The sequence below is a fragment of the Corynebacterium sp. AOP40-9SA-29 genome (assembly GCF_052377405.1).
In the GTDB taxonomy this organism is placed as follows: Bacteria; Actinomycetota; Actinomycetes; order Mycobacteriales; family Mycobacteriaceae; genus Corynebacterium.
On record NZ_JBQSWR010000006.1, the window covers coordinates 138,102 to 163,033 of the forward strand.

Sequence of the window (24,932 nt, forward strand, 5' to 3'; positions counted from 1 at the left end):
GTGAGCGTGACGGGGCACGCGAGGAGGCCTCGGGGGCCCCGGGGTCGGTCGTGCCAGCCCGGCATGCTTCGACGTTGATGCTGCTGCGCGACACTCTCAGCGGCCCGGAGGTGTACGTCCAGGAGCGTGCGAGCACGATGCGTTTCTGCGCGGAGATGACGGTCTTCCCCGGTGGCGGGGTGGACGCCCGGGACCTTCCCGGCGACGTGGATGGCGACGGCCACGACTCCCCGGAGATCGGCTGGCAGGGCCCCTCACCGCAGTGGTGGGGCGAGCGACTGGGGACCTCTCCGGAACTGGCGCGGGCGCTGGTATGCGCGGCGGTGCGTGAGACTTTCGAGGAGACCGGCACGCTGCTCGCCGGCTATGCGAGCGAAGCAGGTGAGGCAGGGGAGACCGGCCAGAACGGTTCCGGTCCGGTGCGTGACACGGTGCCCTACCTGCCGTTCCGGCAGGAACTCGAGCAGCACCGGTTGGCTTTCTCTGACTTTTTGAGCATGCATGACCTGGTGTTGCGCGGCGACCTGCTGCGCCCGTGGGCGAACTGGGTGACCCCGGAGTCGCAGCCGATCCGATATGACACGGCGTTCTTCGTCGCCGCGATGCCCGAGGGGCAGGAGGCCCACGGGGACACCCGTGAGGCGAGCTCGACGGGCTGGTTCCGTCCGGCCACGCTGCTCGACGGCTGGCGCAACCGCAAAATCAATCTCATGCCGCCGACGTGGTCGCAGCTCAAGATGTTGGACACCTTCCGCAGTGTGGACGAGGTCCTCGACTTCGCCGAGACGTTGCGGGTGGATCCGGTGCGCTCCGAACCGGTCGACGAGCCCTACATGGCCGAGTACTACCTGCTGGAGACCCGGATGTACGGCTACCCCGAGCGGGTGTTCGCCCCCGGTATGAAGTTCGCCGTCGACCCGGGGGATCTGCCCCCGTCCCCGTTCGCGTGAGTTTCTCGCTGGACGAGGTCGACTGGCTCAAGGCGCACCCGGATGCCGTGGCTGGAGCGGAGACCCTCGCACTGACGAAGTCCAGCCGGGTGGCCGACACCGCGACGCTGCGTCGGGAACATGGCGAGTATTCCCGCGCCCTGATGGAATTGGTGTCCGCCCGGCGTTCGGCCGTCGCCGGCGGCAAGGTGCCCGGGGACTGGCTGGTGTGCGGGGACTCTGCCCAGCAGGCCACTCCGGCTGTGGTGGCTGCCGAGCGTGCCGAGCATATCGCCGGTGTGCTCGGGGCCAGCGGTACTCAGGACAGTGATGGTCTCGTCGTCGCCGACGTGACCTGCTCGGTCGGTACCGAGTTGCCGCATCTCGCCGCACGATTCGGCATGGTGATCGGCGGCGACATGGATCCCGTCCGGCTGGCGATGGCGCGTCACAATATGGCGGTCACAGGGCAGGACGCAGGACAGGACGTAGGACGCGTCGCGCTGGTGCGCGCCGACGCGGTGCGTCCTGTCTTCGCCCCCGGGGCCGTGGACGTTGTGGTGGCCGATCCGGCACGCAGGACCGCCCGCGGGCGGATCCGCGACCCGAAGGATTTACTGCCGCCCCTGCCGGACCTGCTGGAGGCACACCGGGGAGCCGCAGTGGCGGTGAAGTGCGCGCCGGGCATCGACTACGGCGAGTGGGAGGGCCAGGTCGACGTGGTCAGCGTGGACGGCGGGGTGAAGGAAGCGTGCCTGTACACCCCGTCGCTGGCCGTGCACGAGCGTCGGGCTGTGGTTTTCCGCGACGGGCAGCGCCGCGTGCTGACCTCCGATGACGAGGAGTCGGAGGAGGTCGGGGCCGTGGGACGCTACATCCTGGACCCGGACGGTGCCGTGGTGCGCGCCGGGCTGGTGCGCCAGTACGCCGCGGCCCTGGGCTGGTGGCGGGTGGACCCGCACATCGCCTATCTCAGTGGCGATTCCCTGGAGGATCTGCCGGACAAGGGGATGGCCGGGGCGTTCCTGCCCGGACAGCGCGTCTTCGAGGTGATCGAGCAGGTGCAGCTAAAGAAGCTGCGCCCGGCGCTGGCGGCGCTCGGGTGCGGGCGACTGGAGATCCTGGTGCGCGGAGTGGACGTGGACCCGGACCAGTTGCGTCGCAAGATGAAGTTGAAGGGGGACCGGGAGCTGACGGTTGTTCTCACCCGGATCGGCGACACCTCTGTAGCGGTCATCACCGAGGAACTACACCTGCGGGGGTAGTTCTAAATAAATGATTTTCGCGACGGTCGGCCGCGTCGTCGCAGGTGACGACCATTCCGTGGTGACGTGGGCCGGGGGATATTTCCGATGTGGGGTACGTCACGGCGATTCGCAGGTAGACTTCGGACCGAAGAAAAGCACCCCAAGCAGGAAGGCCTATGAATGTCGAACATCGTGGTTCTGGTCAAGCAGGTGCCGGACACCTATTCCGAGCGCAAGCTGACCGATGACGACTTCACCCTCGATCGGGAGTGCGCTGACGCGGTCCTCGACGAGATCAATGAGAACGCCGTCGAGGCTGCGCTCCAGCTCAAGGAAGCTGGTGGCGACCGCAACGTTGTCGTCCTCTCCGTCGGCCCGGCCAGCGCCAAGGATGCGCTGCGCAAGGCGCTGTCCCTCGGTGCTGACGAGGCGATCCTCGTCACCGACGACGCACTCGCCGGCTCTGATGCCCTCGGCACCGCTTGGACCCTGTCCAATGCGCTGAACCTCGTCGACGACATCGAGCTGATCATCGCGGGCAACGCCTCGACCGACGGCGTTGCCGGCGCGGTCCCGGGTCTGCTCAGCGAGTACCGCCAGATCCCCGCCCTGACCCACCTCCGCACCCTCGAGGTCAGCGGTGACAAGGTCTCCGGCGAGCGTGTCACCGAGGACGGCATTTACACCGTCGAGGCCCCGAAGCCGGCCATCGTCTCGGTGACGGAGAAGGCGAACACCCCGCGTTTCGCCGTCTTCAAGGGCATCATGGCCGCCAAAAAGAAGAAGATCCAGGAAGTCGGTCTCGCCGACATCGGAGTGGCTCCGGAGAACGTCGGCCTGGCCGCCGCCTCCACCTCCGTGACCACCGCGGCTCCGAAGCCGGAGAAGACCGCGGGCGAGATCATCACCGACGAGGGCGACGGCGGCAACAAGCTCGTCGAGTACCTCGTGTCGAAGAAGCTCGTCTAGTTCACCCACCGGTTCAGCGAGAACGAAACTGTCGAAAGGACATACACAACCATGACCAACGTCCTGGTACTTGTCGAGCACACTCAGGGTGAACTGAAGAACTCCACCCTGGAGCTCATCACCGCGGCCCGCACGTTCGGCTCCGTCGGTGCCATCGTGGTCGGTGCCCCCGGCACCGCCGAGAAGCTGCAGGGGGGTCTGGCCGCCGGTGGCGCCGAGACCATCTACGCCGCGGAGTCCGACGACGCCGAGAAGTACGTCGTCACCCCCTCCGTGGACGCCGTCTCCGGCCTGGCCGCCCAGCTGCAGGTCCCGGTGATCATCGCTGCCGGTGCCGCCGGCAACGAGATCGCCGGACGCGTCGGTGCCCGCGTGGCTTCCGGCGTCCTCTACGACCAGATCGCGGTCAACGCCGACCGTTCCGCCAAGGGTTCGATCTTCGGTGGCGACTTCACCGTTGATTCGACCGCCGGTGGCGCGTCGCCGGTCTACACCCTGCGTGCCGGTGCCGTCGACCCGGAGCCGCAGGCGGCCTCGGGTACCGTTCAGCCCGTCGAGCTGCCGGCTGCCGGCCCCACGGCCGTGACCGTGACCTCCTTCTCCCCGGCGGAGAAGGCCGACCGTCCCGAGCTCACCGAGGCGAAGATCGTCGTCTCCGGTGGTCGTGGTGTCGCCGGTCCGGACGGCTTCCGCGACGTCATCGAGCCGCTGGCCGACGTCCTCGGTGCCGCCGTCGGCGCGTCCCGCGCCGCGGTCGACGCCGACTACTACCCGGGCAAGTTCCAGGTCGGCCAGACGGGCAAGACCGTCTCCCCGAACCTGTACCTGGCCCTGGGTATCTCCGGTGCGATCCAGCACAAGGCCGGCATGCAGACCTCGAAGACCATCGTCGCAGTCAACAAGGACGACGAGGCAGGCATCTTCGAGATCGCCGACTTCGGTGTCGTCGGCGACCTCTTCAAGGTCGCCCCGCAGGCCACCGAGGCCCTCAAGGCCCGCGGCTAGCCAACCACCCCCGCATCCCCCCGGGACCGGAGAGTAGACTCTTCGGTGAACCGGTGAGGTGCACCGTGCACGGCACGACGACGACCCGCACTCACCGAGTGCGGGTCGTCGTCGTTGTGCGTCAGGCCCTCACGCTACAACCCGACGTGCCCCCACGTGAGCCCCCACGTGCACCCCTGAAAAGGACAACACCTCCGTGACCACCCTCTTCGTCATCATGTGCCTGATGCTCGCCACCGTCCTCACGGTGGGCGTGGGTGACCGGATCGGACTGCCGTGGCCGGTCCTGCTGCTGCTGGTCACCACGGCGGTGATGTTCATTCCCGGCACACCCACCATCTGGATCGAACCGGAGCTGATCCTTCCGTTGTTCCTGCCACCACTGCTGTGGGCGCTGGCCAGGCGCACCTCATGGGGCATGTTCCGTGACCAGTGGCGCACGATCCTGAGCCTGTCGGTCGGCCTGGTCTTCATCACCGTGGCAGCGGTCACCGGTGTGACCATGCTGATCATCCCCGGGGTGGGGCTGGTCTCGGCGATGGCGCTGGCCGCCGCGGTGGCACCACCGGACCCCGTGGCGGTGGAGGCTGTCGCCGAGCCCGCAGGCATCCCCCGCAGGATCATCGGTTCGCTGCAGTCCGAGGGACTGTTCAACGACGCGGCCTCACTGGTCATCTTCAGCGCGGCGATTACCGCCGCGGAGTTCCACCACGATATCCACTGGTTCGAGGCCGGCGGCACGTTCATTTACAGTGCCGTGGGCGCGGTGGCGCTGGGCTGGCTCGTCGGGCGTGGCTCGGCCCTGGTGCTCGGGTGGGTCGATTCGTCGGTGGCCGGCAACGCCTTCACCTGGGTGCTGCCGTTCATGGTGTACCTGGCCGCCGAGGAGATCGGCGTGTCCGGGGTCATCGCCGTGGTCGTCGCCGCCGTGGAACTGACCTCCCGGGCGGATGCCACGGCCGCCGACGCTCGCCTGACGGGTTCAGCCTTCTGGGAGGTCACCGAACTGCTCGTCACCGGTCTGGCCTTCGGGCTGATGGGCATGAACGTGCGTGATGCGATCATGGACGACGAGACCGACCACCTCAACCCGGTGTGGTGGGGGCTGGTGATCTCCGCGGTGCTGATCCTCGTGCGCTTCCTCTGGATGTGCTGGCTGCTGCGGGTCAACCGCCGCAAGGGTGGACGCTACCGCGCGCCCATCCGGTTCACGGACGTGATCCTGCTCAGTTGGTCGGGCATGCGCGGGCTGGTGACGCTGGCCCTGGTGCTGTCGCTGAACCCGGTCGACTTCCCGATGCGCGATGAGTTCATCATCGTGGCCTTCGTGGTCCTGCTGTGCACCATGGTGATCCCGGGCCTTACCCTGCCGGCGCTGACGAACTATCTGCGCGAGCACTACGATCTCCAGGACCTGGACGACAAGCTGACCGAGGAAGCGCTCGACGAGGCCTACCGTGCCGCGATGTTGGTGGTCCGCCAGCAAATGGGCGAGGGGCTGTCCCCGGAGCAGGCCGCCAGGATCGAGGAACGCCTCGGTGTGGTGCGCTCGGTCTCCAGTCTTGACGACAGTTCCGACGACACCTCCGAGGAAGTTGACGAGGCCGGTGGCGAACGGACCGCTCCCGCGCGGACGAGCGGGTCCGGAGGAACTGAGGCGGAGGCCCTGCGCCGGCGCCGCGAGCACCGCCAGCAGCTCGCCCAACGCGCCGTGGAGGTGCGCCGCGTGTCGATGTACGCCGCCCAGCGCAGCCTCGCCGCGGCGAAGTTCCGCAAGGGAGTCGACCCGGAGGTCATCGCCGAGAAGATGCGCGAACTCGACCGACGCCTGCTGGCGTTCCCCGGGGAGAAGTGAGTATGACACCTGTGACACGGCGGATCTTCGCCGACCACGCGGCCACCGCGCCGCTGCGTCCGGAAGCGGTGGAGGCTGCCGCGGCGTCCACTGCGCTGCTCAACCCGGCCGGGCAGTACGCCTCGGGACGTGAGGCCCAGCGCGTGCTGGAGGACGCCCGCGAGCAGGTCGCCGAACTGCTCGGCGCCGACCGCGCCGAAGTAATCTTCACCGCTTCCGGTACTGAGTCCGACAACCTCGCCGTGCAGGGTCTCGCCTTCGGTGCGCGGTCGTCCCGCGGGCCCGGTGCCCGGCGTATCTACTCCGCGGCCACGGAGCACCCGGCGGTCGTGGAGACCGTCGACTGGCTGTGCGGCGACCTGCTCGGGGGCGGGGAACCGTTGTTCGAGCACGTCGAACTGGCGGTGGACGGCCACGGGCGTGTGGACGCCGGGGACGTCCCGGCGCTCGATCCGTCCACCGACGCGCTGGTGACCTGCATGTGGGCCAATAACGAGACCGGAAACCTGCAGCCCGTCGCCGAGCTGGCCGACCTCGCGGCAGGCGCGGGCGTGCCCGTGCACGTCGACGCCGTCCAGGCCGTCGGTCACGTCCCGGTGGACTTCCACGCCTTGGGCTGCGCCACGTTGGCGGCGAGTGCGCACAAGTTCGGTGGGCCGAAGGCCACCGGGATTCTGCTGGCCCGCCGCGACGCCGGACTTGTCAGCCCGCTGCGCGGCGGCGGCCAGGAACGCAAGATCCGCTCCGGCACCGCCGATCCGCAGGGGGCAGCGGCGACCGCCGCGGCCCTCGCCGCCGCCGTGGCGGAGATGGCCCAGGAGCACGAGCGCCTCAGCGTCCTGCAGGAGCGCCTGCTGGCGACCGTGCGCCAGATCCCGGACGCACGCACCTACACCGACCCGTCCGGCGGTGCGTTGGCCGGCCACGTGCACGTGGGCTTTCCGGGGGCAGAGGGCGACAGCCTGATCATGCTGCTCGACGTCGCCGGGGTCGACGCCTCCACCGGCTCGGCCTGCTCGGCCGGGGTTAACCGGGCCAGCCACGTGCTCACCGCGATGGGCGTGCCGGTGGACGTCGCCCGCGGCGCGCTGCGGCTCACCCTGGGCACCGCCACCACCGCCGCCGACGTGGACCGGTTGTGCACGCTGCTGCCCGGGGTCGTCGATCAGGCCCGTGCGGCGGGCATGGCGTAGCAGGTGAGAGGCCGCGTCCCCACCGTGTAGGGTGAAGGGCTGACTGCAGGGCCCCCGCGCGCGGGGGCGAAGAAGAGAGCACGAGAGGAACGGGTACACACGATGCGGGTTGTCGCGGCGATGAGCGGTGGGGTGGACTCCTCCGTGGCTGCAGCACGGGCACTAGAGGCCGGACACGAGGTCATCGGCGTGCACCTGGCGTTGAGTCAGTCGCCGGAGGCCGTGCGGGCGGGTTCCCGCGGCTGCTGCTCGCTGGAGGATTCCGCCGACGCCCGCCGAGTCAGCGACTCCCTGGGCATCCCGTTCTACGTGTGGGACTTCTCCGATCGGTTCAAGGCCGATGTGATCGACAACTTCGTGGAGTCCTACGAGATCGGCGAGACCCCCAACCCCTGCCTGCGCTGCAATGAGAAGATCAAGTTCGAGGCGCTGCTGGACCGCTCCATCGCCTTGGGCTTCGACGCGGTGGTCACCGGCCACTACGCCCGCCTGCACGACGGGGTCATGCGCCGCGGCATCGACGACAACAAGGACCAGTCCTACGTGCTCGGCGTGCTGGACGACGAGCAGCTGGCCCACTGCATCTTCCCGGTCGGCGACACCGTGAAGCCCGAGATTCGTGAGGAGGCCGCTGACCTGGGCATGGGCGTGGCCTCTAAGCCGGACAGCCACGACATCTGCTTCATCCCCGACGGCAACACCCAGGCATTCCTGGGCAACCAGATCGGTCTGCGCCCCGGCATGGTCAAGTCCGTGGAGGGCGAGACCCTCGCCGAGCACGACGGTGTCTACGGATTCACGATCGGCCAGCGCAAGGGTCTCGGCGTGGCCGGTCCCGCCGCTGACGGCCAGCCGCGCTACGTCACCGACATCGACGCCTCCACCGGCACGGTGACCGTGGGCGGACGCGAGGACCTGCGGGTCGGGCACATCACCGCCGACCGGCTCAAGCGCCTGGACCCGGCGAAGCACGGCACGACCTTCGACTGCGATGTGCAGGTCCGCGCCCACGGCGGCGTAGTTCCGGCCACCGCTACCCTCAGCGGGGAGTCGGTGGAGCTGGAGCTGCACGAACCCTTGCGCGGGGTGGCCCGCGGCCAGGCCGCGGTGGTCTACCTGCCGGACGCCGAGGGCGACATCCTGCTCGGCTCCGGCACGATCTGCCGGACGCAGCCCTGGTCCGAGACGGCGCCTACATCACAGGCGTCGCAGGCACGGACCGCGTGAGCGAGACGATGGGTCGTTTCGCCTGGTGGGAGGACGTCCGTACCGAGCACATCGACCTGCGTGCCGCTCTGGCCGCAGCGTCCCGACGTTCCCGCGACGTGGACGAGGACGTTGGCGTGGTTCCCCCGCTGAGCCTGCCGCAGGGTGACCTGCTGCCCGCCAGCGCGGCGATGGGCGTGCTCGTCGGCGGGCCCTACCTGCGCTCCCACGCCCGCGGCTGGGAGATCGCCCCGGGCCGGACGCTGGACGCCCGGCACTTCCTGGGGCGGCTGCACGAGCTCACCGACATCGTTGCCGAGGTCATGCCGGGCACCGACCGGCTGATGGTGCACGTCACCGGCCCGTGGACGTTCGGGGCGGACGTGGAGTACCGCGGGCACCCGCTGTGCTTTGATCGTCCGGCGTTCCGGGACGTGGCGCTGTCGCTGGGCGAGGGCGTCCGGGAGTTCTGCGATGCGGTGGGCGCATCCGTGGTGCACGTGCATGAACGCCGCCTCGGCGAGGTCACCTCACACCTGCAGGGTGCGACGGAGTTCGAGTCGATGCAGGTTGACCGGGAGGTCGCGCTGAACGTGGAGCACAGGTTCATCGACCAGGTGCGCGGTGGAACGCAGCGCCAGGTAGTCCTGGACACCGGGCTGGTGTGGCCGGAACTGCTGCACACCGGTGCCGACGCGCTGGTCGTTGACGAGATCTCCGGGGAGTGCACCGACGACGTGGCCGGGCTGATCGACGCCGGGGCGCAGGTCGCCTGGCGGGTGGACGACGCCCGGTCGAGCGAGGACATCGCCCACGAGGTCATCGGCACGTGGCGGCGCTGGACCTTCGACGCGGCCACCCCCGAACCCCAGATCGACCTGGTCGCCGTGGGGGACGGGGTACTGAAACCAGGCCCGGCGGCCGAACTTGCCCGTACCGTGCGCGGGGCCGCGGCGCTGCTGCACAGCAACTAGGCGCGGCGTCCCCGGGGGTCGGGGAGGGGACTACTCGGAGCTGAGGTCCACGACCTCGAATTCGAGCAGCGAGGCACCCGTGGCGACGGGCTTCTTGCCCTCGCCGCCGTGCGGGCCGCTGTGGGCGGCCTTCGCCGGGCCGTCCGCCCACGCCTGGAAGTCCTCTTCGGTGGCCCAGGTGGTGACCACGAAGTAGCGGGTCTCGCCGGCGGTGGGGCGCAGCAGCTGGAAGCCCTCGAAGCCGGGGGAGCTGTCGACGGTGTGGGCGCGGGCGGCGAAACGGGCCTCGAGCTCGGGGCCGGCGCCCTCGGGGACGTCGATGGCGTTAATCTTCACGACGGACATGGTGCTCCTTGCTTCGGGGTGAGAGTGCGTTACCACCTGCGAGTCTACCGCCGGTGGCGTCCAGAAACAGGCTGGGACACATGTCGGCGATGAGGGCCTGTCCGTCCTGGTATCCCCACGTCTGCGCCCGGTGGTTCACGGCGGCTGCGAGGTCAGGGAAGTCGGCCAGCCCCTCGTCGTAGGCGTCTTCGACGGCCGCGAGCAACCAGGTGGGCTCGATACCGGAGTTGTCCGCCAGCCGGCGAATGGCGCACAGGGCGGTCATGACCGGCAGGCCGAACTCCCAGGACCAGTCCTCGTCGGTGAAGGTCCCAGACGTGATGGTCACGGTCGTGATGGTCCCAGGCGTGATTGTCAGGGTCGGCGGTTGCGTCCCCTCAGATACCGGGGGCATCCAGTCGTGGTGCGCGAGAATCTCGGTGCGCTGGGGAGATAGAACCCCGCAGTCGCGGATCCTCAACGCGGTGGAGTCGGCGAAGATGAATCCGGGAGTGCGGCCTGGTTCGGGAACGTCGGCCCGGCTCAGCGCCATCACCGTGGGCCAGTAGTCGGAGACTGGCATGTCGGGTTCTAGGTCGGTCTGCCGGTAGACGGTGGTGTCACCGAAGGTCTCGTGGACCACCAGTGTGCCATCGTCCAGCGCGTTGCGAATTTCGGTGTCGGTGAGCTGGGAGTCGAGTGCGAACCCGCGGAACCGGTCGAGTACGTCAGTGAGGGGCACGAGGCTGATAGTAGTCCTGAAGTTACTACAGTCGACTGTAGTAACTTCGGGAGTACTTCGGTCAGTCGAAGTCCATCGCCGACGGTCAGCGCACCGCGTCCGGCCCTTCGGCCAGCAGTAGCTTGAAGCCGTCCTCATCGAGGACCGGGACACCCAGGTCCTCGGCCTTCTTCAGCTTCGAGCCCGCCTTCTCTCCGGCGACGACGAAGTCGGTCTTCTTCGACACCGAGCCGGATGCCTTGCCCCCGTGGGCTTCGACGACCTCCTTGGCTTCGGTGCGGTCGAAGTCGACGAGGGATCCGGTGACGACCAGGGTCAACCCCTCTAGGGTCTGCTCTGGGCGCTCGGAGGCCTCGATGATCTGCTCCATGCGTACTCCGGCGGCGGCCCAGGCGTCGACGATCTCGCGGTGCCAGTCCACGGCGAACCAGTCCTTCACCGACTGGGCGATGATGCCGCCGACCCCGTCGATGTCGGCCATTTCCTCGACAGAGGCTTCGTCGATGGCGGGGATGGACTGCAGTTTCGCGGCGAGCGCCTTAGCTGCGGTGGGGCCGACGTGGCGGATCGACAGGGCGGTGATCACCCGCCACAGGTCCACACCCTTGGCCTCCTCGAGGTTGGCAAGCAGCACCTCGCCCTGCTTGTTCAGGGTGCCGGCCTTCGTGGTGTACGCACTGGTGGTGGCCAGCTTCTCTGCGGTGAGGGAGAACAGGTGGCCCTCGTCGGGCAGGACGCCGGAGTCGATGAGGTCGTGGGCGGCGCGCTCACCGAGAGCGTCGATGTCGAAGGCGCCGCGTCCGGCGAGGTAATTCAGGCGGTTCTGCAGCTGGCCGGGGCAGTAGCGGGTGTTGGGGCAGCGCCAGTCGGCGTCGCCGTCGCGGGTCGGCGACAGCGGCGTGCCGCACTCCGGGCACAACGACGGGTAGAGGTACTCGCGTTCCTCCCCGGTGCGCGCGCTCTCCACGGGGCCGAGGACCTCGGGGATGACCTCGCCGGCCTTGCGGATCATGGCACGATCACCCAGCCGGACGCCCTTGCGGTGCGCCTCGGTGGCGTTGTGCAGCGTGGCCATGGTGACGGTGGACCCGGCGACGTAGGTCGGTGTCATGACCGCGTACGGGGTGGCGCGCCCGGTGCGTCCGATGCCCACGCGGATGGACTCCACGGTGGTCACCGCCTCCTCCGGCGGATACTTGTAGGCGATGGCCCAGCGCGGTGCTCGGCTGGTGGCACCCAGGTCCTGCTGCTCGGAGACGTCGTCGATCTTCACGACGAGCCCGTCCATCTCGTGGGCGGCGTCGTGACGGTGCTCGCCCCAGTAGGTGACCGCGTCCAGCACCTCGGTCACACTGTGCACCTGCCGGGTGTAGGGGCTCACGGGCAGGCCCCAGGCCTCGATCGCCCGGTAGCCGTCGTGCTGGCTGGCCGGCTCGAAGCCTTCGCGGGCGCCGATGCCGTGGCAGATCAGCCGCAGCGGACGCTTGGCCGTCTCCTCCGGATTCTTCTGCCGCATCGCCCCGGCGGCGGCGTTGCGGGGGTTGGCGAACATCTTCTTGCCCTCGGCCTGCCGGTCGGCGTTCATCGTGGCGAAGTCCTCGACGGTGATGAAGATCTCGCCGCGGATCTCCACCAGGGCGGGCACGGGGAATTCCTCGGTGCCGGTGAGCACGTCCGGGATGTCGTCGAGGGTGCGGGCGTTGTGGGTGACGTCCTCACCGGTGACGCCGTCACCGCGGGTGAGGGCGAGGTCGAGCCGACCGTCGATGTAGAGCAGATCGATCGAGGCACCGTCGATCTTCAGCTCGGTGAGGTAGGTCGGCGCGGGGGTGCGTTCGAGCCACTCACGCATCTCGTCGAGGCTGAAGACGTTGTCGAGACTGAGCATCTGCTCACGGTGGTCGACGTTGCGGAACGGCGAGTTCTCCGGCGACGGGGCGACCTCCTGGGTGGGGCTGGTGCCCTGCACCACCTCCGGGTGGGACGCCTCGAGCTCCTGGAGTTCGCGCATCATCACGTCGAAGTCGGCGTCGGAGATCTCGGGCGCCTCGTAGTAGTACAGCTCCCGGTGGCGGCGGATGTCGGACGCCAGCGTGGTCCACCGGTCTTCGGGTGTCTGCTCGGGAGTGTGCTCAGGTGTCGGCTCGGATGTCTCAGTCACCTGGGCCAGTGTAGTGAGCGCGGAGTCACCGGGGGAGTTGAACCTGGCGGCAATCGGATGGTTCTGCGGACAGATGAGTGCCTGTTCACAGGTCCCGGCCTATCTGTGGTGTGCATCACTACCGGCGGGGGTGGTGGTCTGTGCGGTGGTCATAACTAGGTTAGTGCAACGTCCAGGCCGTGTCCTGCGGTGATTCCGGGAATGTGATGTAGGTATCGGGGTGGACCGTGGCGCGTGGGGGTAGATCTGTTCACCTGGGGAAACCTAGCGTTGTCGGTGTCAGGGAGCCCCACAGGGAACACCACCCACGCAGACCAGTACTGAAATCGGATGGCTGCACCTTCAGAAAGGACGATCACATGTTCAACCTGCTCAGCCGTGAAGAGATCAACGAGATGACCGCCGGCGCCAACTACTTCCTTTTCGGTGACGACGAGGCCATCGCCGTGGACACCCCGGAGCACGACGACTTCCTCGTCTAGCTCCACCTGGTTTAACTTCGCCTGGTTTAACTTCGCCTGGTTTAACTTCACCGGGTTCCCGTCGCCCGGGTGCACGATCGTCACGATCGTGCACCCGGGCGATGTTGTAGTTGGACGTTGCTGGACGGCGCTGTTCGACCACGCCCGGATTTTCATGTCCGGGGTCCGTTATAGAGTGGCTGCCATGACCACCGCCGAGCACTTCGACCCGACCCACCTCCTCAGCTTCGACCTGGAGACCACCGGAACGGATCCCTTGACCGCACGGATCGTGACCAGCGCGCTGATCACCATCAACGGACGTGAACGAGACGACCTGGAGATGCTCGCGGACCCGGGGATTCCGATCCCCGAGGGGGCGTCGAAGATACACGGCATCTCCACGGAGTACGCGCAGGAGCACGGCCGCCCGCACGCCGAGGTGTTGTCCGAGACCATCGAACGCATCCGGGCCGGCTGGCGCGCCGGGGCGACCTTGGTCGTCTACAACGCAGCCTACGATCTCACCGTCCTGCGCAGCCTGGAACCGTCCTTCACCGTGGACGGTCCTGTTATCGACCCGCTGGTGGTCGACAAGGCCAAGGACCAGTACCGCACGGGGAAACGGCGGTTGGAAAACGTGTGCGAGCACTGGGGCGTCACCCTCGGCAACGCTCACGAGGCGACGGCGGACGCACTGGCAGCCGCCCGCGTGGCCTGGAAGCTGGCTCGTGCCTACCCGGAGATCACTGAGGTGACCGCGGACGAGCTGATGCTCCAGCAGGCCACCTGGCACTACGAGTCGCAGTCGGGGTTGAAGAAGTACTTCGAGAACAAGGGTCAGACCGACCGTGCGGCCACGGTGAACACCTCCTGGCCCCTGCAGGCATAGCTGTTCAGTAGGATTGACGACCATGGCTAATTCCGCACCTAAGACCTCGGCCGAGTACCTCCGCGACATCGTTGCCGCGCCGGTCTATCGGGCGGCACGGCACACCCCGCTTGAGACCATGGACGCGCTGTCGGCACGCACCGGCAACCGTGTGATGGTCAAACGTGAGGATCTGCAGCCGGTCCACAGTTTCAAGCTGCGTGGGGCTTTCAACCGCATGTCCCAGCTCACCGGCTGCGCCGGTGTGATCACCGCTTCGGCCGGCAACCACGCCCAGGGCGTGGCCCTGTCCGGCCGTGAGTTGGGGATTCGCTCAGTCATCGTGATGCCGGTGACCACCCCGTCCATCAAGGTGGAAGCCGTCCGCGGATTCGGTGGAGAGGTCGTGCTGCACGGAGAAAACTTCGACGCCGCGCAGGGCAAAGCCAAGGAACTCTCCGAGGTCGAGGGCCTGGTGTACGTGCCCCCGTTCGACAACGAGGCAGTGATCGCCGGGCAGGGAACCATCGGGCTGGAGATCTTCCAGTCCGCCGCCGTCGACCGGGTCTTCGTGCCCGTCGGTGGTGGCGGCCTCGCCGCCGGAGTGGCGGTACTGCTCAAGGAACTCAACCCGCAGATCAAGGTCATCGGTGTCGAGCCCGAGGAATCCGCGTGCCTCACCGCCGCCCTGTGGGCAGGGGAGCCCGTGGAGCTCGAGCACGTCAGCCTCTTCGCCGAGGGTGTGGCCGTGCGCAAGATCGGTGCCGAGACCTTCCGGCTGTGCCAGCAGTACCTCGACGAGGTCGTGACCGTGAGCTCCGACGAGATCAGCGCGGCGATCAAGGACCTCTTCGACGACACCCGCGCGATCGCCGAGCCGGCCGGCGCGGTGTCCCTGGCCGGGCTGAAGAAGTACGCCACCGCCAATGATCTTCAGGACGAGACCCTCGTCAACGTCCTGTCCGGGGCGAACCTGAACTTCCACACCCTGCGCTACATCTCGGAGCGCGCCGAGCTCGGTGAAGGTGGCGAGGCGATCTTCGCCGTCACCATCCCCGAGGAGCAGGGCGCCTTCGTGAAGTTCTGCGAGGTGCTCAACGGCCGAATGGTCACCGAGTTCAACTACCGCGTAGGCGAGCGCGGTGACGACCGGCGTGCCCGGATCTTCGTCGGTGTCCAGCTCAAGGAGGGCGCCGCCGAACGCACCGCCATCGCCGACGCACTGGACACCGCCGGTTACGACGTCGTCGACCTCTCCGACGACGAGGTCGCCAAGGAGCACGTCCGCTACATGATCGGCGGGGTGCCGCCGGCCTTCGTCGACGAGCGGATGTTCACCTTCGAGTTCCCCGAGCACCCCGGTGCCCTGGTCCACTTCCTCGACGTGCTCGGCGCGAACTGGAACGTCACCGCATTCCACTACCGCAGCCAGGGAATGGACTACGGACGAATCCTCGCCGCCTTCGAGGATGCCCGTTCCGCCGACTTCGAGGCCCACCTCAGCGAGCTGGGTTACCCGTTCACCGAGGTGACGGACAACTCGTCCTACAAGCTGTTCCTGGCACCTGCGGGGGAGTAGCCGATGAACGGCGTCGAGCAGCCGGACCAGCCGATCACTCCGATGACATGGGCCCGTCTATTCGGGGTCCTTCTCCGCAACCCGCCCAGCACGCTGCACGCGACTGTAGAGAGTCGCGGTGAGTTCGCAGAGAAATCCGCCTACGAGATCTGGCGCGATGGCCCGAAACTCCGGGTCGAGAAGAACGGGGCCCCAACGTTCATCAGTGACGGGGAAACCTACTGGTCCTTCGGGCGTACTGAACGCCTGGCCGGAGCACAGGGCCGCCCGGTCGCCGCCGCAGGCGACGGGTCGCGCTTCTTCGGTGGGATCCAGCACTTGTGTCGGCCCTGGAAGGCAGGTGACTGGGCGGGAACTGACGCCACCGCACCTGACAGTCCGGCCGCCGAGGACTCTTTTCAAGGGCGGGATTGCTGGACCATTGTGCTGAACGAGGAACTACGCATCTGGGTCGACCGGGACTCCGGGTTTCTGCTCGGGATGATCGCTGACACCACGGATCCGACAATTGATGGACAGTGGATCAAGGCTCCTGAAATCGGCATATCTCTCGATGCCGCGCTGTTCTCCTGGGACGGACCGGTGCTGACGCAAGGCGACGTCAAGAAACTCAGGTCGGACGAGATCCGGGCACTCGAGGAATCCCAAATGGCATGGTTCCGGGGAAATGTTCTGTCCACGCCGTTGACTGCGTCTGCGACGGTGAGCCTCATCCCCGAACAGATGCGTGTTGAAGAGGACATTGTCCACGGTGGGACGCCAGGAATCTTCCGCTTCGAGCGACGTGTTTCCACGCCTGATCGGGCTAACCCCCAACCTGCGGGGAAGAAAGCGGACGTCTCCTGGCAGGAAGACGGGTACGACTGGGAGGTCACCTTCCTGGCACCCCAGATCATCGTCGACGATGCGCTGCGCTCCGAGGTCCGCCGGAGATTCAGCCGACAGGTCCACGACAGGAGTGAAGAAAAGTGACGACCCCGACATGGGAGGACCTGCGCGAGCGGTTGCTCACCGAACCATCCGGCACACTCCACGCCAGCATCCAGTGGGAGGACGGCGAGGCACCACCGTTGTTCTTCATGAACGGTCACTACACCTGGGGTCCGGGGCCGCGGAACCTGGGGAGGAAAGGCGAATCCTCAGACGAACCTGTCCAGATCGAGGTCTGGCGCCACGGTCGACGACTGCGCGTCGAGAGGAACGGTGTCCCGGTCCACATCACCGACGGGACGCGCACCTGGGATTTCTGGGAGGACGCACACCGTCCTGTCCTGATCTCCCGGGAGACTGCCAGCTGGTCAGGTGCGATGGCCTACCGCGGTGAAGCACAGTGGCTCATCAACGGGCTTCCCGCGATCGGCTGGACCGAGGACGACGTGCGTCCGGATGCAGCGATCGAGGGTGATAGCATCGCCGGACGTTCCGCATGGGCATTCACGCTCCGTGGGGTCCGGGTCGTGGTTGATCAGGAGTCACTTCACACGATGTCCCTGCACACCGGCGGATCGACCTTCGGCGAGAGGTTCGTGGACCCGGAGATAGGCCTACCCGTGGACGAGGAGCTCTTCAGCTGGTCCGGACCGATCCAGACGGAGAGATCCAGACAGAAAGCCTGGAGCAAGACCAGGGCACAGCGGCTGGAGGAAGCGAAGCATCGACACCGCGACTGGCTGCTGGCCAATGTCGTTGAGTCCGAGGACGACCTTGTCAACCTGCCTGTCACCGTGGACCTGACGCCAACGAGGGTGCCCGTCCGGCGCGAGGAGGCCGGTGAATTCAGGGCCTCCGCAGAGAACATGTCCCTGATCCGGGTCCTCCCGGACAGCGAACTGCGGCACGAGGAGGACACCAATGCACACCGTTGGTCGGCGCAGGGTTTTAACTGGGAACTGCTGCCGCAGGACAGCGGCATCGAACTCGGCAGGCAGGGGATCAGCGAGGTCTGGGAGCAACTTCATCCCGGGGTCCCCGCCTCGAACTACCGGGCACCGGGGGAGTAGACGACGAAGTTCGGGTCGAGGCCTCTGGGTCGAGGCGGAGGCCGCTCAGTCCAGCAGGGCGCCGAGGATCTCGCCGACCTCGCCGAGGTGCTCGATCTCGGAGAGCAGGAAATCCGGGCCGCCCGGACGGCCCAGGATCAGGATGTAGTCCGTACCGGTCAACGGGGTCGCCGCCAGAGCGGAGTCCATCACCGTCCAACTCGACGGCACCCAGGTGTCCCGGTCGGTCAGTGCACGGGGCTCGGTCACCGGGGTCTCCGTCAGCACCCGGCCGTCGTCCTCAGGCGCCGCGGCGGACGCCGTGACACGGCGGGTGTTCTCCCCGGACTCCAGGATCACCGCCCACTGCACCGACATCGACTTCGGCAGCCGGTCGATCAGCTTCTGGACGCTGCCCATCGCCCGACGGCGGTGCCGGGCGACCTCGGCGAGCAGGCTGATCTGGCCGCGACGGTCCACCGTCCCGGAGAACGGGCGGATCGAGTCGACGTAGACCCCGTCGACTTCCTGGGCAGCGCTGATCAGGGCGTCCGCCAGGCGGCCGTTCGGCAGGTCGACGACGATGTCGTCGACGACCGAGCCGTCCGGATCATGCTCGACGACGTCCACGCTCCTGATGTCGGCGTCGATGGTGCCCATCGTGGCAGCGATGAGCCCGAGGGTGCCGGGGACGTCGGGAAGCCGGACGCGCATCAGATAGGACAAGGTGAACCTCAGTGTAGATAGGGCAGGGTAAATAAAGCAGAAACAATGCGTTGCGCCACGATTGTAGCGAACCGGGGCGGACGCACGCGCGGACACGGCGTCCTACTAGAGTGGTGCGGGTAAACCCTGCGACAGCACATGTACCGCACGAACACCGCACGAACGATGAAAAGGGGACCCACCTGTGTCCGAGATCTCCCGTGACGAGGTCGCGCACCTCGCCAGGCTTTCCCGCCTCGACCTGACCGAGGACGAGCTCACCAACTACGCCGCACAGATCGACGGCATCGTCGAGACCGTCGCCGCCGTGCGCGAGGTCGACACCGAGGGTGTCGAACCGCTGAGCCACCCCACCCAGAACGTCGACGGCGCGGTGTCGGTCATGCGTGAGGACGTCCCCCAGGAGTCCCTGACCGCCGAGCAGGCCCTGGACCAGGCCCCCAAGCAGGACCAGCAGCGCTTCCAGGTTCCCCGGATCCTGGGCGAGTAGAGGGCGAGACGACAGCGAAATGAGTGAAGTGAACAACACGACCTACACCGTCGGCACCCGGGACGACTCGGACCTGACGACCTGGACCGCCGCCGAGCTCGCGGAGAAGATCCACGCCGGCGACGTCAGCTCCGTCGACGCCACCCGCGCCCACCTCGACCGGATCTCCTCGGTGGACACCGATGTCCACGCCTTCCTGCACGTGGGGGAGAAGGAGGCGCTCGCCGCCGCCGAGCAGGCGGACAAGGACATCGCCGCCGGCACCGTCGCGTCCTCCCTCGCCGGCGTCCCACTGGCACTGAAGGACGTCTTCGTCACCACCGACGCGCCGACGACCTGCGCCTCGAAGATGCTCGAGGGCTACATGAGCCCTTACGACGCGACGGTCACCCGCCGCATCCGTGAGGCCGGCATCCCGATCCTCGGCAAGACCAACATGGACGAGTTCGCCATGGGTTCCTCCACCGAGAACTCCGCCTACGGCCCCACCCACAACCCCTGGGACCTGACCCGCACCGCCGGTGGTTCTGGCGGCGGCTCCTCCGCCGCACTGGCCGCGGGCATGGCCCCGCTGGCTATCGGCACCGACACCGGCGGATCCATCCGCCAGCCGGCCGCCCTGACCAACACCGTCGGCGTGAAGCCCACTTACGGCACGGTCTCCCGCTACGGCCTGGTCGCCTGCGCGTCCTCCCTGGACCAGGGTGGGCCCACCGGACGCACCGTGCTCGATACCGCTCTGCTGCACGAGGTCATCGCCGGCCACGACGCCAACGACTCGACGTCCTCCGAGCGTCCCGTCGCCCCCGTCGTGGAGGCGGCCCGCCAGGGCGCCAACGGCGACCTGACCGGTGTGACCGTCGGCGTGGTCAAGCAGCTCGAGAGCGTGCAGGGCCTGCAGGCCGGTGTGGCGGAGAGCTACCGGGCCTCCCTGGAGCAGCTCAAGAGCCAGGGCGCGACCATCGTCGAGGTGGACTGCCCGAGCTTCGAGTACGCACTGAACGCCTACTACCTCATCCTGCCCTGCGAGGTCAGCTCCAACCTGGCCCGCTTCGACGGAATGCGTTACGGCCAGCGTCAGCTCGACGACGGCCAGCACTCCGCCGACCAGGTGATGTCCGCGACCCGCGCCGCAGGGTTCGGCCCCGAGGTCAAGCGTCGTATCATCCTGGGCACCTACGCGCTGTCCGTCGGCTACTACGACGCCTACTACCTTCAGGCACAGCGCGTGCGTAACCTCATCGCCCAGGACTTCGCCAAGGCCTTCGCCGACGTGGACGTGCTGGTCTCCCCGGTCACCCCGACCACCGCCTTCGAGCTGGGGGAGAAGGCGGACGACCCGCTGGCGATGTACCTGTTCGACCTGTGCACCCTGCCGCTGAACCTCGCCGGGGTGTGTGGCATGTCCGTGCCCGGCCCGCTGTCCAGCGACACCGGCCTGCCCGTCGGTCTGCAGATCATGGGCCCGGCACACGGCGACGACCGGCTCTACCGCGTGGGCGCGGCCTACGAGGCGGGGCGGCGCTAGACTGGCCGCAACCACCGCTGAGGCAGGAGGAGAGACCAGTGAGCACTGAGGACGATGTCCGGCGCCTGGCCACCGCCCTGCCGGAGGTGGCTGAGCGCACGTGCTACGGGACGCCCGCGTTCTACGTGGCGGGTAGGATCTTCGCACGCCTCCGCGAAGAACCGGACGTGCTGGTGTGCTGGCGGGAGAGCCTCGAGGACTGTGAGTTCCTGCTGGCGGCGGATCCGGGCAAGTTCTTCACCACGGACCACTACGCAGGGCACGCCTGTGTCCTGGTCCGCCTCGACCAGGTCGACGTCGCTGAGCTTTCCGAGCTCCTCGCCGAAGCATGGGAGGCCCGCGCCCCGAAACGGCTGAGGCGAGCGGCCGAATAGGCTCGGCCCCTCACACCTCTGGCCAGTTGCGCTCCAGGCCCTCGATGATGAAGTTCACCTTCACGTCCATGAATCCACGCCCCGACCAGGACTCGTCGGGCTGGAAGAGGTGCTCCTCGCCGATGCGCTGGCGCACCTTCTCCAGCCCCGAGACACCGGCGGTGTCGGTGGCGCGCATCATCTCCACCCCGAGCCGGGTGGCCATCACGGTGTCGCCGAGGAAGTCCAGGGCGAAGGCTGCCTGCATTCTCGACCTGCCGTGCTCCTCGATCACCCGGACGTAGCCGCGGAGCGGGTCCTCGATGTGATCGAACGCCGCCGGGTAGGAGAACAGGGTCCGGGCAAGCCCCGGCACTTCCTCGCACATGCGCCAGCACTCATTGGCCCAGAGACGCAGGGCGTCCTGCCAGCCGGCGTCATCCCCGGGAGGCTGGATCGTGGCGGCGACGCGGGCGAGACAGGCCTCCAGCACCGCGTCGCGGGAGGGGAACACCCGGTACAACGCTGGGGTGACGACCTCGAGTCGGCGAGCGATGGCGGACAGGGTGAAGTCGGCGATGCCCAGCTCCAGCGCGGCATCCACCACGTTGTCGCCGGTGAATGTGGGTTTCGGCCCGGTCTTGCGTCCCGCCTGTCCAGGTGTGGTGCTCATGGGACCAGCGTAGTGGGGGAGAGTGCCATCTACTCCACCAGCCTCCACCCTTGCGCGTCATGCAGGTGGCCCCAGTAACGCGCGTACGTCCCGCCGAGGGCGAGCAGTTCAGCGTGAGTCCCTTGCGCCTCCACCCGGCCCTGCTCGTCGAGTTGCACGATGACGTCGGCGCGGGCGATGGTGTCCAGCCGGTGGGCGATGGTGAGCACCGTGGAGTGGGTGCGAAGTTCCTCCACTGCGGCGATGATGTTTGATTCATTTTCGACGTCCAGGGCGCTCGTCGCCTCGTCCAGCAGGACGACCGGCGCCTGCTTGAGCAGGGCGCGGGCGACCGACACCCGCTGGCGTTCACCACCGGACAGCGAACGACCACCCTCGCCGACACGGCTGTGCCAGCCGTCGGCGAGCCGGGCGGCGATGGAATCAACGCCGGCCACGGAGGCGGCGGCAATCACGTCCGCGTCCGAGGCGTCCTCCCGTCCTACGCGCACGTTCTCCAGCAGGGTGTCGTCGAAGAGGTACACATCCTGGAAGACCATGGACAGCTGCGACATCAGTTGGGTGGTGGTCTGCTCGGTGACGGGCACCCCGCCGACCATGACGACACCGCTTTCGGCATCGTAGAAGCGGCTGATCAGGCGTGCCACCGTCGTCTTACCTGACCCGGACGGGCCGACGAGCGCGACCATCGTCCCGGCCGGTATGTGCAGATCTACGTCGCGCAGCACCGGGGAGTCCGGTGTGTAACCAAAGGTGACGTGCTCCAATGACACCGAGCCAGGAGCGGTCAATTCGGACGGACGAGACGGTTCCGGCAGCGGCGTGGCCGTGAGGACGTCGTCGATTCCGTCGAGCACGGCGCGTCGGCTCTCGATACCCATCGCGCTTTCCGTGATCGCCGACAGGGTGCTTGTGAAGCGCATCGCCAGCCCGATAAAGGCCAGCGCAGGAACTGGTTCCAAGGTGCCGGACACCGCCAGCGAACCGGTCACGCTGATCAGTGCCACGACCACACCTTGGGTTGCCGCGCCGCTCAGCAGCAGGCCACCGGTCTCCATTCCCAGCGCCCGCAATTTCGTGGACCGGGCCTGCTCCATCGATTCGGTCAGGGGAGTGAAGTCGCCGCTTCGCCCGCAGGACCGCAACGCCCCCTGGCATTGGGCGAATTCGACGATCCGGTCGGCGAGGTCCTCCTGTGCCGGGGTGGTTCGCCGGGCGGCCCGGCGCATCAGGGCGGTGGAGGCCACCGTTAGCAGTGCGAATACGGGGACAGAGACGGTGAGGACCAGCCCGAGCAGCGGGTCCCAGAACCAGGCCGCCACGATGATGACTCCAGCTGCGGCCGTCCGACTGATCAGCGGCACGATCATGTGGGCGATGATCTCGCCGGTGGTCATCAACTCCGTGGACACGATGCGTGAGAGACGGCCCGCCCGGGACCGGGCGAACCAGCCCAGCGGCTGACGTGTCACCTGGTCGCCGACGAGCCGGTGGATATTCTGCAGGAAATCCAGGGCCATGGCGTATCCCCACCTGTTGGAGAGGTAGTTCGCCCCGAAGGTAGCCAGGGCGAGTCCGCCCAATACCCACATCCATCCGGTGAATCCGAGCCCCCACACGGGATCTCCAGTCGCCAGGGTGGTCACTGCGGGTAACAGGGCTCCTAGCGCTGCACCTTCGAGGAGGCCGACGAGGATGGCGACAGCCACCACGCGCCGCATCGCGCCGGGGTCGGCGAGCATCCGGCGGCAGCGGGGGATGATGTCGGTCAGCGGGAGGTTCATGAGTGAAGTCCTTCGGTGTTGTCCCAGAGGCGCGCGTACCCCGGATGGGCGAGCATCTCGGTGTGGTTCCCGGCGGCGACGACCCTGCCGTTGTCGGTGAGGATGATCTGGTCGACCCCGGTGATGACCTCGGGGCGGTGCGCGATGAGGAGTACGGTCCTGCCCTGGACAAGGGTGCTCAACGCTTCCTGGATCTGGTGCTGGGACTCCGGGTCGGTCAGGGCGGTGGCCTCGTCGAGAATGAGGACGGGGGCATCGACCAGGAGGGCCCGAGCGATGGCTATGCGTTGGGCCTGGCCGCCGGACAGGCCGGATTGCGAACCGTAGACGGTGTCGAAGCCGTGGGGCAGTGCCTCGATCTCGTCGAGGACGTGGGCCGCCCGCGCGGCGGCGCGGACCTGGTCGTCGGTGGCGTCGGGGCGTCCTAAAGCGATGTTGTCCCTGATGCTGACCCCCAGCAGCTGCGGATCCTGCAGGACGAATCCGACGTGGGAGTACAAGTCCGGCACCTGGGGGACGGGGACACCGCCGATACTGACGGTGCCGGAGTCCGGGTCGGCGAAGCGGGCGAGCAAGGTGGCGATGGTGGACTTGCCGGAGCCGGACGGACCGACCAGGGCCGTGACGGTGCCCTGTCGCAGGGTGAAGCTGACGTCGTCGACGGCCGCAACGTCCGAGCCCTCGTAGGAGAAGGTGACGTGGTCGAAGACGACATCGTGGTTGGCGGGGGAGGACGCGACGTCCGTGCCTGCGTCGGTACCTGTCTCCGTGCCCTCGGGCAGCGTCGGGGTCTGCAGGAGCTGGATGAGCCGCAGCGCGGCCTGCCCGGCAAGTTGTCGCGACCACATCGAACTCATCCCGATCTCGATGGCAAAGGGTACGAGCAGGGCAATCAGGACAGTAGCGGTGACATCGGCGACGCTGACGTAGTCGCGGTGCACGAGCCACGCGCCACCGCCGAGGTTGACCAGCAGGACCAGCGGGACAGCCAAGGTGGACTGGCCCAATGCGGCCATCCGGATCAGCGGCTGGCACCAGGCGTAGTAGAAGTTGTAGAAGTCGTCGGCCGCCTGCTGGTAGCGGCCGTGGGCCTTGCCGACCTTCCCGAATGCTTTGACCACGGTGATGCCCGTGACGAACTCCACCATCCGCGCCGAAACGTCGCCGAGCTTGCGGTCCATCTCCACCGTCTTCTCGCCCATGCCCCGCATCATCACCAGGTTCGCCACCAGGTACAGCGGCACTGTGGCAATGGATAGCAGTCCGAGACGCCAGTCGATGACGAAGGCGTAGGCCATCAGTGCGATGGGCATCACCAGCGCATTCGTTCCTTCGACGGGTTGGTGGGCGATGAGCTGGTGCACGGTGGTGATGTCGTCTTGCAGGGCCTTGCGCACGCGGCCGGAGTTCGTGGAGGTGAACCAGGACAGCGGAACACGGGCCAGGCGGGCGACCAGCTCACCGCGAATGTGGTGGCCGAGGCGGACGTCGGCCACGTGAGTGAGGGTCAGGGCGATGAAGTAGACGAAGAGGCGGGCGGTGAAGGTGGCGACCAGGATGAACAGCCACCGCTGGACGGCTGCACCGTCGACCGCGTCTCCATTCACGCCGCCGTCCGCATTGCCGGCCGTCGAGGCGCGCAGGAGGATCTCTCCGATCTTCACCAGCGCCACGTAGGGGGCGACGGCCAGGATCGCGGAGACTGCGGCGAGGAGGCGTCCGACCGCGAGTGGGCCGGAAACCGGGGACAGCAGGTCCCGGAGCGCGGCCGAGCCGGCCTTCTGGTCGGCCTGACCGGATGTCGCCGCGTCGGGTGCCGCGTCAGGCTCCGAGTCGGCGTCCGGTTCTGTGTGTGGCGTGGTCATGTCTCTCCTGCGGTTTGG

General features: G+C 67.7%; 23 protein-coding genes. 16 read left to right on the forward strand and 7 right to left on the reverse strand.

The annotated features are described in order from the left end of the window. The first annotated feature begins 77 nt into the window (after positions 1-77). The 8 genes from ACT3SZ_RS11720 to ACT3SZ_RS11755 all read left to right on the forward strand — a co-directional run bounded on the left by ACT3SZ_RS11720 (position 78) and on the right by ACT3SZ_RS11755 (position 9,378). Positions 78-950, forward strand: coding sequence for an NUDIX hydrolase (locus ACT3SZ_RS11720; RefSeq protein ID WP_444619040.1), 873 nt, complete (start codon positions 78-80; stop codon positions 948-950). Then, positions 947-2,194 (forward strand): class I SAM-dependent methyltransferase, encoded by a 1,248-nt coding sequence (locus ACT3SZ_RS11725; RefSeq protein WP_444618820.1) that lies wholly within the window; start codon positions 947-949, stop codon positions 2,192-2,194. The genes ACT3SZ_RS11720 and ACT3SZ_RS11725 overlap by 4 nt, the downstream gene beginning before the upstream one ends. A 162-nt stretch (positions 2,195-2,356) precedes the next feature. Continuing rightward, complete coding sequence (locus ACT3SZ_RS11730) at positions 2,357-3,145, forward strand: electron transfer flavoprotein subunit beta/FixA family protein (protein WP_444618822.1); 789 nt, start codon at positions 2,357-2,359, stop codon at positions 3,143-3,145. 51 nt (positions 3,146-3,196) lie between these two features. After that, entirely contained in the window at positions 3,197-4,150 is a 954-nt protein-coding gene (locus tag ACT3SZ_RS11735; protein WP_444618824.1) for an electron transfer flavoprotein subunit alpha/FixB family protein, read from the forward strand. Between the two features lie 196 nt (positions 4,151-4,346). Then, positions 4,347-6,005 (forward strand): cation:proton antiporter, encoded by a 1,659-nt coding sequence (locus tag ACT3SZ_RS11740; RefSeq protein WP_444618826.1) that lies wholly within the window; start codon positions 4,347-4,349, stop codon positions 6,003-6,005. Between the two features lie 2 nt (positions 6,006-6,007). Continuing rightward, positions 6,008-7,198: a cysteine desulfurase family protein gene (locus tag ACT3SZ_RS11745; protein WP_444618828.1), complete on the forward strand. Its 1,191-nt coding sequence runs from the start codon at positions 6,008-6,010 to the stop codon at positions 7,196-7,198. 102 nt (positions 7,199-7,300) lie between these two features. After that, on the forward strand, positions 7,301-8,425 hold the full coding sequence (mnmA, locus tag ACT3SZ_RS11750; protein ID WP_444618830.1) for a tRNA 2-thiouridine(34) synthase MnmA: 1,125 nt from the start codon (positions 7,301-7,303) through the stop codon (positions 8,423-8,425). Further along, complete coding sequence (locus ACT3SZ_RS11755; protein WP_444618832.1) at positions 8,422-9,378, forward strand: hypothetical protein; 957 nt, start codon at positions 8,422-8,424, stop codon at positions 9,376-9,378. Before mnmA ends, ACT3SZ_RS11755 begins: the two co-directional genes overlap by 4 nt. Before the next feature lie 30 nt (positions 9,379-9,408). Here the strand turns inward: ACT3SZ_RS11755 and ACT3SZ_RS11760 are convergent, their stop codons facing one another. The 3 genes from ACT3SZ_RS11760 to ligA all read right to left on the reverse strand — a co-directional run bounded on the left by ACT3SZ_RS11760 (position 9,409) and on the right by ligA (position 12,605). Then, positions 9,409-9,723, reverse strand: a complete 315-nt coding sequence (locus ACT3SZ_RS11760) for an antibiotic biosynthesis monooxygenase family protein (protein WP_444618834.1) — start codon at positions 9,721-9,723, stop codon at positions 9,409-9,411. After that, positions 9,704-10,444, reverse strand: a complete 741-nt coding sequence (locus ACT3SZ_RS11765; RefSeq protein WP_444618836.1) for a hypothetical protein — start codon at positions 10,442-10,444, stop codon at positions 9,704-9,706. Before ACT3SZ_RS11765 ends, ACT3SZ_RS11760 begins: the two co-directional genes overlap by 20 nt. Before the next feature lie 85 nt (positions 10,445-10,529). Beyond that, positions 10,530-12,605 (reverse strand): NAD-dependent DNA ligase LigA, encoded by a 2,076-nt coding sequence (gene ligA / locus ACT3SZ_RS11770; protein ID WP_444618838.1) that lies wholly within the window; start codon positions 12,603-12,605, stop codon positions 10,530-10,532. 359 nt (positions 12,606-12,964) lie between these two features. Here ligA and ACT3SZ_RS11775 point away from each other — a divergent pair, with 359 nt between their 5' ends. The 5 genes from ACT3SZ_RS11775 (at position 12,965) to ACT3SZ_RS11795 (ending at position 17,516) form a co-directional block, all read left to right on the forward strand. Further along, complete coding sequence (locus ACT3SZ_RS11775; protein WP_301442067.1) at positions 12,965-13,087, forward strand: hypothetical protein; 123 nt, start codon at positions 12,965-12,967, stop codon at positions 13,085-13,087. Between the two features lie 184 nt (positions 13,088-13,271). Next, a complete protein-coding gene (locus ACT3SZ_RS11780) occupies positions 13,272-13,958 on the forward strand; it encodes a 3'-5' exonuclease (RefSeq protein ID WP_444618840.1) in 687 nt (228 codons plus the stop codon). Positions 13,959-13,980: 22 nt separating this feature from the next. Next, on the forward strand, positions 13,981-15,516 hold the full coding sequence (gene ilvA, locus ACT3SZ_RS11785) for a threonine ammonia-lyase, biosynthetic (RefSeq protein WP_444618842.1): 1,536 nt from the start codon (positions 13,981-13,983) through the stop codon (positions 15,514-15,516). A 3-nt stretch (positions 15,517-15,519) separates the two neighbouring features. Beyond that, entirely contained in the window at positions 15,520-16,488 is a 969-nt protein-coding gene (locus ACT3SZ_RS11790; RefSeq protein WP_444618844.1) for a hypothetical protein, read from the forward strand. After that, on the forward strand, positions 16,485-17,516 hold the full coding sequence (locus tag ACT3SZ_RS11795) for a hypothetical protein (protein ID WP_444618846.1): 1,032 nt from the start codon (positions 16,485-16,487) through the stop codon (positions 17,514-17,516). The genes ACT3SZ_RS11790 and ACT3SZ_RS11795 overlap by 4 nt, the downstream gene beginning before the upstream one ends. A 45-nt stretch (positions 17,517-17,561) precedes the next feature. On the opposite strand, the gene ACT3SZ_RS11800 is transcribed toward ACT3SZ_RS11795, so the two are convergent. After that, positions 17,562-18,221, reverse strand: a complete 660-nt coding sequence (locus ACT3SZ_RS11800) for an amino acid-binding ACT domain protein (RefSeq protein ID WP_444618848.1) — start codon at positions 18,219-18,221, stop codon at positions 17,562-17,564. A gap of 184 nt (positions 18,222-18,405) precedes the next feature. Here ACT3SZ_RS11800 and gatC point away from each other — a divergent pair, with 184 nt between their 5' ends. The 3 genes from gatC to ACT3SZ_RS11815 are packed head-to-tail and all read left to right on the forward strand — an operon-like array spanning position 18,406 to position 20,613. Next, positions 18,406-18,711: an Asp-tRNA(Asn)/Glu-tRNA(Gln) amidotransferase subunit GatC gene (gatC, locus tag ACT3SZ_RS11805; protein WP_301442071.1), complete on the forward strand. Its 306-nt coding sequence runs from the start codon at positions 18,406-18,408 to the stop codon at positions 18,709-18,711. Positions 18,712-18,739: 28 nt separating this feature from the next. Further along, the gene (gene gatA, locus ACT3SZ_RS11810; protein ID WP_444618850.1) at positions 18,740-20,239 is read left to right on the forward strand and encodes an Asp-tRNA(Asn)/Glu-tRNA(Gln) amidotransferase subunit GatA; all 1,500 of its coding nucleotides are present in this window, start codon (positions 18,740-18,742) and stop codon (positions 20,237-20,239) included. Positions 20,240-20,277: 38 nt separating this feature from the next. Continuing rightward, positions 20,278-20,613, forward strand: coding sequence for an MmcQ/YjbR family DNA-binding protein (locus ACT3SZ_RS11815; protein WP_444618852.1), 336 nt, complete (start codon positions 20,278-20,280; stop codon positions 20,611-20,613). Positions 20,614-20,623: 10 nt separating this feature from the next. Here ACT3SZ_RS11815 and ACT3SZ_RS11820 read toward each other — a convergent pair whose 3' ends face one another. From ACT3SZ_RS11820 to ACT3SZ_RS11830, 3 genes are read right to left on the reverse strand one after another with little or no spacing between them, the layout of a single operon-like run. After that, positions 20,624-21,265: a TetR/AcrR family transcriptional regulator gene (locus ACT3SZ_RS11820; RefSeq protein ID WP_444618853.1), complete on the reverse strand. Its 642-nt coding sequence runs from the start codon at positions 21,263-21,265 to the stop codon at positions 20,624-20,626. A 29-nt stretch (positions 21,266-21,294) separates the two neighbouring features. Continuing rightward, positions 21,295-23,049 (reverse strand): ABC transporter ATP-binding protein, encoded by a 1,755-nt coding sequence (locus tag ACT3SZ_RS11825; protein WP_444618854.1) that lies wholly within the window; start codon positions 23,047-23,049, stop codon positions 21,295-21,297. Next, complete coding sequence (locus ACT3SZ_RS11830) at positions 23,046-24,914, reverse strand: ABC transporter ATP-binding protein (protein WP_444618855.1); 1,869 nt, start codon at positions 24,912-24,914, stop codon at positions 23,046-23,048. The genes ACT3SZ_RS11825 and ACT3SZ_RS11830 overlap by 4 nt, the downstream gene beginning before the upstream one ends. Between the last annotated feature and the right edge of the window lie 18 nt (positions 24,915-24,932).